Genomic DNA, 14,260 nt, shown 5'->3' on the forward strand with positions numbered 1-14,260 from the left:
TTCAGCTATGGGCGGGGCTGACGCGCGGATCGTCCGCAACACGGCGCTGGTGATCCTGGCGCTGGTTGCCTTGCGGCTGGTCGCGGCCGCCTTCACCCCGATCACCTTCGACGAAGCCTATTACTGGATGTGGTCGAAAAGTCTCGCCGGAGGCTATTACGACCATCCGCCGATGGTGGCTTACGTCATCCGCGCCGGCACGATGCTCGCCGGCGACACCGAGCTCGGCGTCCGCCTGGTCTCGATCCTGCTCGCGTTGCCCATGACCTTTGCGATCTATCGCACGGCCGCGATCCTGTTCGGCGGCGCGCGCGTCGCCGCGACCAGCGCCATCCTGCTCAACGTCACGATGATGGTTTCGGTCGGCACGCTGATCGTCACGCCGGATGCGCCGCTGCTGGTTGCCTCGAGCTTCGTGCTGTTCTTCCTCGCAAAAGTGCTGGAGACCGGGCGCGGCGCCTGGTGGCTCGCCGTTGGCGCGGCCGTCGGCGCGGCACTGCTGTCGAAATACACAGCGATGTTCTTTGGCGCTGCGATCCTGATCTGGCTCGCGGCGGTGCCAAAACTGCGGCGCTGGTTCCTCTCGCCCTGGCCCTATCTCGGCGGCCTCGTCGCGCTGGCGCTGTTCTCGCCCGTGATCCTGTGGAATGCGGATCATCATTGGGTCTCGTTCGTCAAGCAGCTCGGGCGCGCCAGAATCGAGGATTTCCGCCCGGTCTTCATTGCCGAGCTGATCCCGACCCAGATCGCCTTCGCGACGCCGCTGGTTTTCATCCTCGGTGCGATGGGCCTGCATGCGCTGACCTGGCGCCGCGCCGGTGCGCTGGCCTCGCGCGTGCTGATCGAGACCATGTTCTGGACCATCGTCGTCTATTTCGTCTGGCATTCGCTGCATGCGCGCGTCGAGGCCAACTGGTTCGCGCCGGTTTATCCGCCCTTCATTGTCGCCGCCGCGGCCGCCGCCAACCTTGCGCAATGGCAGCCGCGGGCGCGCCGCCTGGTGGATTTCTGCCTGCGCTGGGCCGCGCCGTCAGGCATCGTGATATTTGCCGCGCTGATCCTGCAGGCCAATACCGGCTGGCTTTCAGGCTATCGCCGCGACGCGACCGTGCGCAGTGTCGGCGTCGGCTGGCGCGAGCTCGCTGCCAATATCGAAGCCGAACGCGTGCGCAACGGTGCAACCTGTGTGCTCACGCCTGACTACGGCACCACGGGCTGGCTCGCCTTCTATCTGCCGCGCGGGACATGCGTGCTGCAGCAGAACCAGCGCATCCGCTGGGTCAACATGCCCGAGCCAGATCCGAAGCTGCTCGCGGGCAAGCTGCTCTATGTCGACGAGATCAGGCCCGACGGCCATCCCTTCCTCAACGACCTCTTCACGCGCGTGACGCGTGTCGCCGAGCTGCAGCGCAAGCGCGGGCCCCTCGTGGTCGAGACCTACGGCGTCGATCTGCTCGAGGGAGCCAAGGGCGACGTGCTGGATCGCTCGCCGCCGCCTGAACTCCAGCCCTGAACCCGGCCGCGGCTCACCAGCGCGGGATTTCGCCGGTTGGAACGGTCGTCGAGACGGCGTTGTTGTTTTTCGGAATCACCAGCGGGCTGAGGCAGGCGAACGCGTCGATCGAATGGTAGATGAAGTTCATCATGCCATCGACCCCGAGGACCGGGACCGTGCGATTGAGCGCGGGAATCTTCAGGAACCGGTTCTCCATCGGGAAACAGAGCTCCAGCAGTTTCTTCGCGCCGCGCGGCGAGACCACATAACCCGCGGTGCCGAAGCAATGGATGAGCCGCAACGCAGCGACTTCCGCGGTTGATCCCTGGAAAATCGTAGCGCTTTCGTCGCTGGGCTGCCTGGGTGAGAACATCATCTCGGACTTGAAGCCGGGCGCCAGCTCAAGCTCGAGCACGGAGTCGGTGTTGAAGCCGAGCGCGACATAATCCCAGTTCTTCAGACGGTGAAGGACATCCAGGCGCTCGGTGACGTCGTTGCGGATGATCGCATCGTCCTCGAACACCAGCGCCGGCACTTCGGATTGCGCCGTCTGCTGCCAGATCCGGAAATGCGAGGCTGCGCATCCGACAGCCCCGGGCGTGAACTGCGCGCCTGAAACGACCAGGTTCATGCGAAGCGCATCCTCGGGCGACAGCGATGCACCATCGGACGCCTCAAATCGCTCGAAGGCGATCCGCGTGCCGGCATTCAGTCTCAGGAAGGCGTCGTACTTCTGCGGCTGACGGTTGAGGTTGACGACAAAGTTCTTCATGCAAGGGCCGTTTCAGAGACCAGGCAACGCTGCCGATCGCAGCCATATCAACGGCACTTTCGATTCGCCACGCGCGGGCGCGGTCCGCGCGCCGCGGTGTCCAGCTTCAAGCAAGCTCCAGCGGATAGTTGAGAAGCGGTAACCTGCGGGTTGCTGCCCGCTCTCCTGATCCGGAAGGTCTCCGATGAATTATCACGACGGCACTCTCGCAAGGGCTAACGAGACTTCGATAGAGCCGTCCTCGCCGACGCGGGAAGAAGTTTACCAGATCTGCCTGCGACATCTGAAGTCAGGCGAGCTCGAGCAGGCCGAAGCCCGTTGCCGGGAGGGCCTGGCCTCGGACGCAAACCATGCCGGACTGCTTCATCTGATGGCCGGCGTCTCGCTGCTCAACGGCGACTACGATGCCGCCATCACCTGGGCCGGCCGTGCTCTCACGAACGAGATGAAGGCGACCTATCTCGCAACGTTCGGGACGGCGCTGCTCGGCAAGGGGCTCCAGGCGCAGGCGTTCGAGGCGTTTCAGCGCGCGGTGGCGCTCGACCCTGTTGACCCCTCGATCTGGGAGAATTTCGGCAATGCCTTGAACAGGGTGGGGCAGGCCAACCAGGCGAGCCTCTGCTTCCTGATCGCGCGGGCCTATCAGAAACTGCCGTTCCTTGCCGAGTGCCGTTCTGCTCCGCGCAACGGCTGGAACGCGCTGACGACGGAGTTCAATCCGCATCTCCGAACCCGCGCGAAATCGGACGCGGCGCGCGATCCGATTCACTGCTTCTGGTCGAACGCGCCGCTCAGCGAGATGTCGCGTCTGTCGCTGCAGTCGATGGTCCGCCAGGGCCATCCGGTCAAGCTCCATACGTATGACAACGTCGCCGCGATGCAGGCGCGCGTGCCCTCAGGAGTCATGGTGATCGATGCCGGAAGCCTCGTGCCGGCCGCGATCTACCAGCATGCCGTTTTGAACAGCGAGATCCGCTATTTCAGCGACATCTTCCGCTATGCCGTTCTTCACGAGTTCGGCGGCTGGTGGCTCGATACGGACATCGTTCTGGTGAAGCCGCTGGATTTCGGCAGGGAGCATGTGTTCTCGGCGCAATGGTCCGGCGTGGAGCAGGGGCATGTTTGCGTCGGCGACGTGATGCGCGCGCCCAAGGGCTCGGTTCACATGGCCAATCTCTATGCGCTGTCGCTGCAGCGGATGTTCAGCGAGAAGCGCGTCGAATATGGCGCGGTGGGGCCGCTGCTGCTGAGCGAATATCTGCTCGTGGCGGGCGATGAGGACCTTCAGGCATCGATCCTGCCGCCGACGACCTTCAACGCGATCGATTGGCGTGAAGTGGAGATGTTCGCAACCGAGAGCCGCGCCGGATTCGAGCTGCTGAGCGATGCGCGCGTGACCGGTGTCCATCTCTGGGGCAAGATGTGGGCGGAGCGCGGCTTGCGCTTCGATGCCGTCCCCGAGCAGAGCGTGGCGGGGTATCTCAAGAAGCTGGTGCTCGAGCCGAACTGGCTGACGCAGCTCGCGGCGAAGTACGATTCCGACAAGGGCGCGGTCTACAAGGGCCACATCGCCCATCACTACACGCGCGTCTATCACGAGCTGTTCCGATCGAAGGCGCTCGAGCCTGTCCGCATCCTGGAAATCGGCCTGTGCCGCGGCCGCGTCGAAGGCTGGGCCCAGGATCAGGTGCCGTCGTTGCAGATGTGGCTGGACTACTTTCCGAATGCCGAAGTCATCGGCGTCGACATCGAGGATTTCAGCTGGTTCTCACATCCACGCGTCAGGATTCATCGTGTCGATCAGGGTGACCGCAGCATGCTGGAACAGCTCGCGCGCGAGGAGACGCCGCTGGACATCATCATCGATGACGGCTCGCACGCGTCCGTGCATCAGCACCTGACGCTCGGCGTACTGTTTCCGGCGCTGAAGCCGGGCGGCCTGTTCGTGATCGAGGATCTGGATTGGCAGCCGCCGGAGATCCCGTCTGGCGGTGCGCCATTGATGAAGGATGTGCTCAACGCGATGAAAGCGGGCAGCGCTTTCACCTCCAACGTCATCACCGGGGACGAGGCGAGGTTGATCTCGGACGAGATCGACGAGATCCTGATCAACGACAGTTTCCGCGAACTGATGTCGCGCGGCTTGCTCCGCGGCCTCGGCGTGCTCAGGCGCAAGGCGCAATAGCTCACTCGATCATCTCGGCCCGTTATCGTCCCGGCATTGATGACCACGAAAATGACTTGGTTGGTGGGTCCAAAGGTGACGTCGGCGATGCCCTCTGTGCGTGCTGAACCGGCCGAGAATTATGGTTAACATCCTCGCCTAAGTCCGTAGTTCTGCGGGTTTTTTTCTCGAAATGGCACAGCGTTAACGAGTTGCCCTACAACTGCCCGAACTTAATCTGCATTTAACTAAAAGTCGCCTTAATGACGCTCCGACCCTCTGCGAGATGCTGGTTCCGGAACGTGACCAGCGGCACTTCGAAGGGGGACTGAGTGACACCGTCCTGGACGCAAGGCGAATGAGTACGAGTATCGCTGCGCAGAGTTACGCGGCACGGAAGCCAAACAATTCTCGGAAGTCTTCCCGGAAAATGACCACCCAAAACGTGCTTGGCGCCGCCGTGGCCGGCTGCGTCTTGCTTGCCGGCTGGACCGTCTACAACAACATCTTCGCCGCCAGCGTCTATCCGACCGTCGGCAGCTCCGGTTACGACGAGCCCGTGGTCAAGCGCGCGCCCAAGGTCGCGCTGCGTGAGGCGGGCGCGGCTATCCGGGAAACCTTTGCGCTGCTGCCGGACCGGCTGCAGGTGGCTGCACCGATCTCGCGCGAACAGTTCAACGAGCGTTTTGCCGCGGCGGCGACCCAAGGTGTGGAGTCGAACGCAGCGAGCGCTGCGCCTGCGACGCAGGTCGCCGAAGCTGCTCCGAAGCCGACCGTCGTCGCGAAGGTCGCCGAAGCGCTGAAGCCGCTCAACCCGGTCAAGGTGGCTGAGAGGGTCGCCGACAAGGTCGCGGATGTGGCTAAGGGCAAGCGCGGCACTGACGCGCATGTGCAGCTCGCCTCGGCCGATCCGGCCGAGATCGTGCCGGCACCGGCAGCCAGGCCGAAATCCTTCGCCGACCGTGCCAAGGCCGCGGTGATGTCGATCACCGGCCCGCGCCAGTCGATGGTGGAAAAGCTCTGGGGCAAGCGTGAGCCCTCCGGCGGCTTGCTCGCTTATGCCTCGGCCGATGCCAGCGTGACCTCGGCGATCGCGCCGAAGGAGCAGAACCCGATGTTCGGCGGCGCGCCGCCCTACGACCGCGACACCGCGGTCTACGACATCACCGCCAAGACGGTTTATCTGCCCGACGGCACCAGGCTCGAGGCGCATTCCGGCCTCGGCGACAATCTGGACGATCCGCGCTCGCAGCGCGTGCGCATGCGCGGCGTCACCCCGCCGCACATCTACAATCTGAAGCCGCGCGAGGCGCTGTTCCACGGCGTGCCTGCGCTGCGCCTGACCCCGATCGGCGGCGAGAGCGCGATCTACGGCCGCGACGGCCTGCTCGCCCACACCTTCATGCTCGGGCCGAACGGCGATTCCAACGGCTGCGTGTCGTTCAAGGACTATTACGCGTTCCTCGACGCCTACCGCAACAAGGGCATCCGCAAGCTCGCGGTGCTGGCGCGGGTCCAGTAGACCGTTCAATTCGAGATCATGCAAAAGGGCCGCTCGCTGCGGCCCTTTTCATTTTCTGCTTCCAGAGTGAACCGCTACGCCGCGTTGGCCGGGATGGCCTTGCGCAGGGCCATCTCGGTGGCGATCGCCTCTCGCACCACGGGCCGCACCTGCATGCGTTCGAGATATCCAGCGAGCGGGGGCCATTGCGCGATGTCGACGCCTGCGGGACGAAGCAGCAGCAAGGCCCAGGCGAGATGGGCATCCGCGACGGTGAAGCGTTGACCGACGAGGAATTCGCGGTCCGCCAGATGGGCTGATGGCACCGACAGCGTCTGCGTGATCCGCGCGCGCGGCTTGGCCAGCGAGCCGTCGTCCTTGTACCAGAAGGTCGGAAACAGGAACGCCTTGTGGATCTCGGCGCCGATGAAGCTCAGCCATTCCTGCAGGCGATAGCGATCGATGTCTCCCGGTCGCGGCGCAAGGCCGCGCTCGGGCCTCAGGTCGGCGATGTATTGCAGCACCGCCGCGCTCTCGGTCAGCCGCTCGCCGTTTTCCAGCACCAGCACCGGCACGGCGCCCTTCGAGGAGATGTCGCGAAAATCGCCGTCGCCGTCCGCGACCGTCTTGGTCGCGAGATGCACCTGATGATAGCGCGCATCAAGACCTGCTTCCATCAGCGCGATTCGGCTCGCGAGCGAGCAGGCCATCGGTGAGAAATAGAGCTGCAGCATCGTCTTGCTCCGTTACGTCAGTGCATCGCCGCGCGCGATGATCGCGAAGCGGTCGGACAGTTCGGCGAGCGCGACCTCGTGGATGGTGCGGGCATCCAGCGTGCCGCCGCGTCCGTCGGGCAGGTCGCGCGTGGCGCAGGCTTCGGCATCGACCGTGGTGCGAAAGCCGAGGTCGAGCGCCGCCCGCGCCGTGGAGCTGACGCACATATGCGTCATGAAGCCGGCCAGCACGATGTTCTTCCTGTCGGTCGCATCGAGACGCGCCTTGAGATCGGTGCCGGCAAACGCGTTCGGCAACTCCTTCTCGATCACGAGCTCGCCGGCGCGCGGGGTGAGTTCGGCGACGATGGCACCGCGCTCGGCGCTGCGATCGAACAGGCTGCCAGGCTTGCCGCGATGGGCGATGTGGATGATCGGAGCGCCGGCCTCGCGCGCCCGCGCCAGCAGCGCGGTCGCCCGCGCGATCGCGGGGCGCGCGTCGGGCAAGGCGAGGGGACCTGCGAGATATTCGTTCTGGATGTCGATCAGCACCAGCGCGGCCTCGCCAAGACGCGGCGGGTTGAGATCGGCACCGGCAAGCTGGAGCAGGGTCTTTGCGGTCGTCATGGTCAGGCAATCTCCGGGGCGAAAGGCTGGGCCAGCATAGCGCCGGAGCGCCCTGCCGATATGCAGGGATATTGCAGCCAGTGGCTGCGATATTGCAGGTCCCTCGCCGCCGATATAGCTTAAGCCCATGAACTGGGACGATTTGCGCATCATCGCCGCGGTCAGGGACGAGGGCACCTATGCCGGCGCCAGCGCGCGGCTGCGCATCGACGAGACCACGGTCGGGCGCAGGCTCTCGCGCATCGAGCGTGCGCTCGGCCTGCGCCTGTTCGAGGCCGCCGACGGCGTGCGCAGGCCGACGCGAAGTTGCGAGGCGGTGCTGGCGCATGTCGAGGCGATGGCCGCGCATGCCTCCGAGATCGGCCGCCTCGGTGCGAGCCTGGAAGGCCCGGTCGGGCGCCTGCGCATCGCCTCCACCAACACCGTCGCCGAGGCGGTGTTGTCGCCACGCGCGAGCGACTTCCTGCGCGCCAATCCGGGCTTGACGCTGCAATTCCTGACCTCGAGCGAGAACGTCAAGTTCTCGCGCTGGGAGGCCGATCTCGCCATTCGTCTGCGCAAGCCCGACAAGGGTGACTTTGCGATCTCCAGGCTCGGCGACATCAAGCTCTATTACTTTGAGCCCGTGACGACCGAGGGCGAGCCGATGCTGTGCGCTTATCCGGACGAGCTCGGTGCCATTCCCGAGATGCAATTCCTGCGCACCAAGAAGGCGCGCACGCGCTGCGTCACCGACAACGTCCGCGTCATCCGCAATCTGATCCGCGCGCATCGGGCCGCCGGCGTGTTGCCGGAATATGTTTGCGCGGACCTGCTCGGCGATCGCCGCCTGCGCGCCAGCCTGCTGCCGAAACGCCGCGATGCCTGGCTGCTGGTGCAAAACCACCTCAAGCGCGACGCTGCAACCCGCGTGACGATCGACTGGATCCGCCACTGCGTCCGGGATCTGGCGCAGAGTTGATTGCCGGCTAGCGGCGGCCTTGAACGCGGCCCGGCGCCCGGACGACCAAGTCACAACGGGCCCGGGATTGCGCGCGCATATCTGGTGCGCAATGCTGCGGCGACGACGATCTCGGGCGGATGACGGCGATGACCACGCTTCCGGACAGCATCCGGCCGAAGGCCAGATCCAGCGAATGGAAGGCGATCGTCATCCTGATCCTGCTCGTGCCCGTGCTGTGGTCGCCGCTCCTGCTGTTTCGCTACGTGCTGTATCAGCCGTTCAACATCCCGTCCGGCTCGATGATGCCGACGCTGGTGGTCGGCGACTACGTCTTTGCCGCGAAGTATGCCTATGGCTATGGCCGCTACTCGCTTCCCTTCGCGCCGTCCTTTATCTCGGGCCGCCTCGGTGCCGCCGATCCCGCCTATGGCGACATTGTCGTCTTCCGGTCGCCGAAGGACGATGAGATCGACTATGTCAAACGCGTGGTCGGTTTGCCCGGCGATCGCATCCAGATGCGGCAGGGGCAACTCCTCCTCAACGACATCCAGGTCGCGCGAATCGCACTGAAGGAAGTGTCGGCGGGCTCTGCCTGCGGCGGCGGGAGCGGGACCAGGGTCAAGCGCTGGCGCGAGACGATGCCGAACGGTGCGAGCTACATCACCTACGACTGCGTCGACAACGGCTACGCCGACAACACCGAGGTCTACACCGTGCCGCCGGGCCACTTCTTCGCACTCGGCGACAACAGAGACAATTCCACCGACAGCCGCTTCAAGTCGGTGATGGGCTTCGTCCCGATGGACAATCTCATCGGCAAGGTGACCCGGATCTTCTGGTCGCTCGATTCCGACGGAGAGCTGCGTGCCGAGCGGCTTGGGAAGGTGGAATAGGGCGATTTCTCCCCTCGTCATTCCGGGGCGGCGCGCAGCGCCGAGCCCGGAATCCATTCATTTGCACGTAACGCTGCACGATGGATTCCGGGCTCGCGCCAAGAGGCGCGCCCGGAATGACGAGGGGAGAATCGCCCCCAAAACAAAAACCCCGGCATCGCTGCCGGGGTTTCGTAGTTGTGGAGCGAGATCCCGGATCTGCGGTGCACCGCTTCGCGTTGCGCCGCGTCCGGGACGACTTCGTCGCCTTAGAAGTCCATGCCGCCCATGCCGCCGCCCGGGGGCATTGCGGGGCCGGCGCCGCCCTTCTTGGGCAGCTCGGCGACCATGGCTTCCGTGGTGATCAGCAGGGCCGCAACCGAGGCTGCGTTCTGGATCGCGGTCCGGACCACCTTGGTCGGGTCGATGATGCCCTTCTTGACGAGGTCGGCATATTCGCCGGTCTGGGAGTCGAAGCCGTAAGCGTAGGCCTTGTTCTCCAGGATCTTGCCGACGATCACCGAGCCGTCTTCACCGGCGTTGATCGCGATCTGGCGAGCGGGGGCCGACAGCGCCTTGCGCACGATCTCGACGCCGGTCTTCTGGTCGTCGTTCTTGGTGCGCAGGCCCTTGAGCTGCTCGGAAGCACGGAGCAGGGCGACGCCGCCGCCCGGGACGATGCCTTCCTCGACAGCCGCGCGGGTCGCATGCATCGCGTCATCAACGCGATCCTTGCGCTCCTTCACCTCGACCTCGGTCGCACCGCCGACGCGGATCACCGCGACGCCGCCAGCGAGCTTGGCGAGACGCTCCTGGAGCTTCTCACGGTCGTAGTCCGAGGTGGTCTCCTCGATCTGCGCCTTGATCTGGGCCACGCGCGCCTCGATGTCGGCCTTCTTGCCGGCGCCGTTGACGATCGTGGTGTTCTCCTTGTCGATCATCACCTTCTTGGCGCGACCGAGCATGTTGAGCGTGACGTTCTCGAGCTTGATGCCGAGATCTTCCGAGATCGCCTGGCCGCCGGTCAGGATCGCGATGTCCTGCAGCATGGCCTTGCGGCGATCGCCGAAGCCCGGAGCCTTGACGGCCGCGACCTTCAGGCCGCCGCGCAGACGGTTCACGACCAGGGTCGCGAGCGCCTCGCCTTCGACGTCTTCAGCAACGATCACGAGCGGCTTGCCGGTCTGAACGACGGCCTCGAGCAGCGGCAGCAGCTCGTTCAGCGAGGAGAGCTTCTTCTCGTTGATGAGGATGTAGGCGTCGTCCATCTCAACGCGCATCTTGTCGGCGTTGGTAACGAAGTAGGGCGAGATGTAGCCGCGGTCGAACTGCATGCCCTCGACGACGTCGAGCTCGGTCTCGAGCGACTTGGCTTCCTCGACGGTGATGACACCCTCGTTGCCGACCTTCTTCATGGCGTCGGAGAGGAACTTGCCGATCTCCTGGTCGCCGTTCGCCGAGATGGTGCCGACCTGGGCGATCTCGTCGTTCGAGGTGACCTTCTTGGAGTTCTTCTGCAGGTCCGCAACCACGGCCTCGACCGCGAGGTCGATACCGCGCTTGAGGTCCATCGGGTTCATGCCGGCGGCAACCGACTTGGCGCCTTCCTTCACGATCGCCTGGGCGAGCACGGTGGCGGTGGTGGTGCCGTCGCCGGCCGCGTCAGCGGACTTGGAGGCGACTTCGCGCACCATCTGCGCGCCCATGTTCTCGAACTTGTCCTCGAGCTCGATCTCCTTGGCGACGGTGACGCCGTCCTTGGTGATGCGGGGAGCGCCGAACGACTTGTCGAGCACGACGTTGCGGCCCTTCGGACCGAGCGTGACCTTCACCGCATTGGCGAGAACGTCGACGCCGCGCAGCATCTTGTCGCGCGCTTCAACCGAGAATTTGACTTCTTTGGCTGCCATCTGGATTTTTCCTTGAGATGTATGACTGGAGGGAGAGAGGGGCTCTTAGGCCGCCTTCTTCTTGGAAGCGGGGACGTCGAGGACGCCCATGATGTCGCTTTCCTTCATGATCAGCAGGTCTTCGCCGTCGATCTTGACTTCGGTGCCCGACCACTTGCCGAACAGCACGCGGTCGCCGACCTTCAGGTCGATCGGAACCAGCTTGCCGGCTTCGTCGCGGCCACCCGGGCCAACGGCGACGACTTCACCCTGGGAGGGCTTTTCCTTGGCAGTGTCGGGGATGATGATGCCGCCGGCGGTCTTCTCTTCTGCGTCGATGCGCTTGACCACGACGCGGTCGTGAAGCGGACGGAATTTCATGCAGCTCTCCTAAGCATTTGCACGAGTTGATGATTTCAACGTGTTAGCAATCTGCACCGGCGAGTGCCAGAGCAGGCTGAGCTGAAATAGGGCAGGAAATTTGCGGGGGCAAGGGCTTCTAGCAGAAAAATCGGCACTCTGAAGGCCTGTCTGCCAAATCTCTTGACCATCGTTAACCGATCTCGTGCTGGTGCCCTCTCGGGGCCGTATTAGCACGGGGCCGGCTCTGCTGCTAAAGCATTGAATTTCAACAGCTTGTTAAACTTTTGGGCTTGAGATGGATTGTCAGTTTGCGTCACATTTCTCTCATGTGAGCGCATCTCCATCGGGTGGCTCGTAGCTCGCGTACCCGGAAAGCCGCCCCCTGAATGCGCTCCTGCAAAGGAGGTTGGCATGGGACTGCGGGTTGGGGGCGTTTCCGAGGACTTCCGGAAACAGATGCTGGGCTACGGGCTGACGACGGCGCAAATTCTCTATCGGATGCCGGATCATCCCTCGCTGCTCCAGACCTATGTCTGGCAGAACTACGACATGTTTCCGAAATTCCCGGCGCTCAGCGACTTCCTCGCGTTTTGGACCGAGAAGCTCGATGGCCCGCTGCATTCGGTGACGGTGGCGCACTCCAAGCTGATCAAGCCGGCCGAGCTGCGCGCGATCGACGGCGTGTTCCGATTGCATTGAAGATGCGTAGGGTGGATTAGCCCTGTAGATGCGCGACGCGCATCTACTCGGCGTAATCCACCTCTTTGCTCTCCACGTGTGGGAGGAGAAGTGGTGGATTACGCCTTCGGCTAATCCACCCTACGAATGCGCATTTCGTGCTAGCCTCTCGCCACAACAACAGGGAGGCCGGCCCATGGCCAAGAAAGCCAACAAGAAAGCAAAATCGCGCAGCGCAGCCCAGACCGCGGTGAAAAAGCGGAGCGCCGCGAAGTCCGTTGCGCGATCCTCCGCGCGCAAACCGGTGAAGTCGAAAGCCCGCGCAACGCCTACCAAGGCCGCGACGAAGAAGCCCGCCCGCCCCAGGCAGCGCATCGCCATCAGCCATCACCGCGAGGAAGATTTCAAAGCCGACGGCCTGCGCGCCTACGCCAAGTATCGCGACCTCGGCATCGCCGCTGCCAGCCACGGCCTCGCGCAGGCTCACGTCATCCGCCTGCAAGGCCCCTGCGATCCCGTCGAGGTGTCGAAACTGCACTTCCACGACGTCGACTTCCAGATGGTCTACGTGCTCAAGGGCTGGGTGAAGACCTGCATGGACGGGCAGGGCGAGACGATGATGAGAGAAGGCAGCGCCTGGACCCAGCCGCCGAAGATCAAGCACATGATTTTGGATTATTCTGATGACGTCGAGCTGCTGGAAGTGATTTTGCCGGCGGAGTTCAAGACGGTGGAGTTGAAGGCGTAGGCTTTCTCCTCGTCATTGCGAGCGAAACGAAGCAATCCAGCAATGCATCCGCGGAGACAGTCTGGATTGCTTCGCTTCGCTCGCAATGACGGCAGAGAGACCTACGTCAACACCCCCACGATCGCGCCCATCAGGCACGTCGTCAGCGTCCCCGACACGATCGACTTCAGCCCGAGCGCGTTGATCTCCTCGCGCCGCTCCGGCGCCATCACGCCGAGGCCGCCGATCATGATGCCGAGGCTGGCGAAATTGGCGAAGCCGCACATCGCGTAGAGCATGATCAGGCGCGAGCGCGGATCGAGCGTATCGGGCGGCAGCTTCGAGAAGTCGACATAGGCGACGAGCTCGTTGAGCACTGTCTTGGTGCCCATCAGGCTCCCGGCGGTGATCGCCTGGTCCCAGGGCAGTCCCATCAGCCAGCAGACCGGCGCCATGATCAGACCCAGCAGGCGCTGCAGCGAGATCGCGGCGCCGCCGACCGCAGGCAGCAGCCCGAGCACCGCATTGGCGAGATAGACCAGCGCCACCAGCACCAGCAGCATCGCGACGATGTTGATCAACAGCTCGATGCCCGCGCTCGTGCCTTTCACGATCGCGTCCATGGTGCCGGAGACTGCCATCTCCGGATCCTCCAGCGACCCGCCGGTACGCTTGTCTGACGTCTCGGGGATCATGATCAGGCTGACGAGGATCGCGGCCGGCGCGCCCAGCACGGAGGCGATGACGAAATGCGCGGCCGCGTCGGGAATGAGAGGCGCAAGCAGCGTCGCATAGAGCACCAGCACGGTGCCGGCGATGCCGGCCATGCCGCCGGTCATCACCAGAAACAATTCGCTGCGCGACATCTGCGCCAGATACGGCCGCACGAACAGCGGCGCCTCGACCATGCCGAGGAAGATGTTGGCGGCGGTCGAGAGCCCGACCGCGCCGCCGACGCCCAGCGTGCGCTCCAGCAGCCAGGCCATGCCGCGCACGATTGGCGGCAGCACGCGCCAATAGAACAGCAGCGTCGTCAGCACGCTCATCACCAGCACGATCGGCAGGGCCTGGAACGCGAGGATGAAATCGGCGCCGGGCACTTTCAGCTCGAAGGGCAGGGCGCCGCCGCCGACATAGCCGAACACGAAGGAGGAGCCGGCGCGCGAGGCCGCGGAGATGGCGCCGACCGCGTCGTTGATGGCGCCGAAGGCATGCGCCACGAACGGCACTTTCAGCAGCACGATCGCGGTGACGAAGGTGACGACGAGGCCGATCAGCGCCTGGCGCAGGGAGACCGCGCGGCGATTCTCCGCGAGCGCGAAGGCGATCAGCAGCAATGCGAAAACGCCGAGTGTCGATTGCAGCCGCAGCATGATGACCCCAAACCCTCAATCATTATGGCCGCGCCTGCGTTGCAAACGCAATGCCGGGAATGTTGCGGGCCGTCCCGCTGTTGACATCCCGGTCCCGGTCAGCCACCCCCGGCGCGTCGATATCAAGGGCCGATCATCCGCGC

At 64.3% G+C, this 14,260-nt stretch carries 13 protein-coding genes; 7 read left to right on the top strand and 6 right to left on the bottom strand.

What is annotated here, in order from left to right; all coding sequences use genetic code 11:
* Positions 1 to 7 precede the first annotated feature (7 nt).
* The gene (locus XH91_RS13220; protein ID WP_128951007.1) at positions 8 to 1,513 is read left to right on the top strand and encodes a glycosyltransferase family 39 protein; all 1,506 of its coding nucleotides are present in this window, start codon (positions 8 to 10) and stop codon (positions 1,511 to 1,513) included.
* 13 nt (positions 1,514 to 1,526) lie between these two features.
* Here the strand turns inward: XH91_RS13220 and XH91_RS13225 are convergent, their stop codons facing one another.
* Positions 1,527 to 2,267: a glycosyltransferase family 25 protein gene (locus XH91_RS13225; RefSeq protein ID WP_128951008.1), complete on the bottom strand. Its 741-nt coding sequence runs from the start codon at positions 2,265 to 2,267 to the stop codon at positions 1,527 to 1,529.
* A gap of 184 nt (positions 2,268 to 2,451) precedes the next feature.
* On the opposite strand from XH91_RS13225, the gene XH91_RS13230 reads away from it, so the two are divergent.
* Complete coding sequence (locus XH91_RS13230) at positions 2,452 to 4,452, top strand: glycosyltransferase (RefSeq protein WP_128951009.1); 2,001 nt, start codon at positions 2,452 to 2,454, stop codon at positions 4,450 to 4,452.
* Between the two features lie 409 nt (positions 4,453 to 4,861).
* Positions 4,862 to 5,953: a DUF2778 domain-containing protein gene (locus XH91_RS13235; protein ID WP_164938285.1), complete on the top strand. Its 1,092-nt coding sequence runs from the start codon at positions 4,862 to 4,864 to the stop codon at positions 5,951 to 5,953.
* Between the two features lie 74 nt (positions 5,954 to 6,027).
* Here XH91_RS13235 and XH91_RS13240 read toward each other — a convergent pair whose 3' ends face one another.
* Positions 6,028 to 6,666, bottom strand: a complete 639-nt coding sequence (locus tag XH91_RS13240; RefSeq protein ID WP_128951011.1) for a glutathione S-transferase N-terminal domain-containing protein — start codon at positions 6,664 to 6,666, stop codon at positions 6,028 to 6,030.
* Between the two features lie 12 nt (positions 6,667 to 6,678).
* The gene (locus tag XH91_RS13245; RefSeq protein ID WP_128951012.1) at positions 6,679 to 7,272 is read right to left on the bottom strand and encodes a cysteine hydrolase family protein; all 594 of its coding nucleotides are present in this window, start codon (positions 7,270 to 7,272) and stop codon (positions 6,679 to 6,681) included.
* Between the two features lie 127 nt (positions 7,273 to 7,399).
* Between XH91_RS13245 and XH91_RS13250 the strand changes: the two genes are divergently transcribed.
* Both XH91_RS13250 and lepB read left to right on the top strand, forming a co-directional pair.
* Complete coding sequence (locus tag XH91_RS13250) at positions 7,400 to 8,233, top strand: LysR family transcriptional regulator (RefSeq protein WP_128951013.1); 834 nt, start codon at positions 7,400 to 7,402, stop codon at positions 8,231 to 8,233.
* Between the two features lie 128 nt (positions 8,234 to 8,361).
* Positions 8,362 to 9,108 carry a signal peptidase I gene (lepB, locus tag XH91_RS13255; protein WP_128951014.1) on the top strand — a complete coding sequence of 249 codons (747 nt, stop codon included), beginning with the start codon at positions 8,362 to 8,364 and terminating at the stop codon, positions 9,106 to 9,108.
* A 248-nt stretch (positions 9,109 to 9,356) separates the two neighbouring features.
* On the opposite strand, the gene groL is transcribed toward lepB, so the two are convergent.
* Together groL and groES are read right to left on the bottom strand one after the other, a co-directional pair.
* On the bottom strand, positions 9,357 to 10,997 hold the full coding sequence (gene groL / locus XH91_RS13260; RefSeq protein WP_128951015.1) for a chaperonin GroEL: 1,641 nt from the start codon (positions 10,995 to 10,997) through the stop codon (positions 9,357 to 9,359).
* Between the two features lie 45 nt (positions 10,998 to 11,042).
* On the bottom strand, positions 11,043 to 11,357 hold the full coding sequence (gene groES, locus XH91_RS13265) for a co-chaperone GroES (RefSeq protein WP_128951016.1): 315 nt from the start codon (positions 11,355 to 11,357) through the stop codon (positions 11,043 to 11,045).
* A gap of 393 nt (positions 11,358 to 11,750) precedes the next feature.
* On the opposite strand from groES, the gene XH91_RS13270 reads away from it, so the two are divergent.
* Together XH91_RS13270 and XH91_RS13275 are read left to right on the top strand one after the other, a co-directional pair.
* Complete coding sequence (locus XH91_RS13270; RefSeq protein ID WP_128951017.1) at positions 11,751 to 12,038, top strand: usg protein; 288 nt, start codon at positions 11,751 to 11,753, stop codon at positions 12,036 to 12,038.
* Positions 12,039 to 12,213: 175 nt separating this feature from the next.
* Positions 12,214 to 12,765 (top strand): cupin domain-containing protein, encoded by a 552-nt coding sequence (locus XH91_RS13275; protein WP_128954830.1) that lies wholly within the window; start codon positions 12,214 to 12,216, stop codon positions 12,763 to 12,765.
* Positions 12,766 to 12,866: 101 nt separating this feature from the next.
* Here XH91_RS13275 and XH91_RS13280 read toward each other — a convergent pair whose 3' ends face one another.
* On the bottom strand, positions 12,867 to 14,117 hold the full coding sequence (locus tag XH91_RS13280) for a NupC/NupG family nucleoside CNT transporter (RefSeq protein ID WP_128951018.1): 1,251 nt from the start codon (positions 14,115 to 14,117) through the stop codon (positions 12,867 to 12,869).
* Positions 14,118 to 14,260: the final 143 nt, after the last annotated feature.

This window comes from Bradyrhizobium guangzhouense, assembly GCF_004114955.1.
Taxonomy (GTDB): Bacteria; Pseudomonadota; Alphaproteobacteria; order Rhizobiales; family Xanthobacteraceae; genus Bradyrhizobium; species Bradyrhizobium guangzhouense.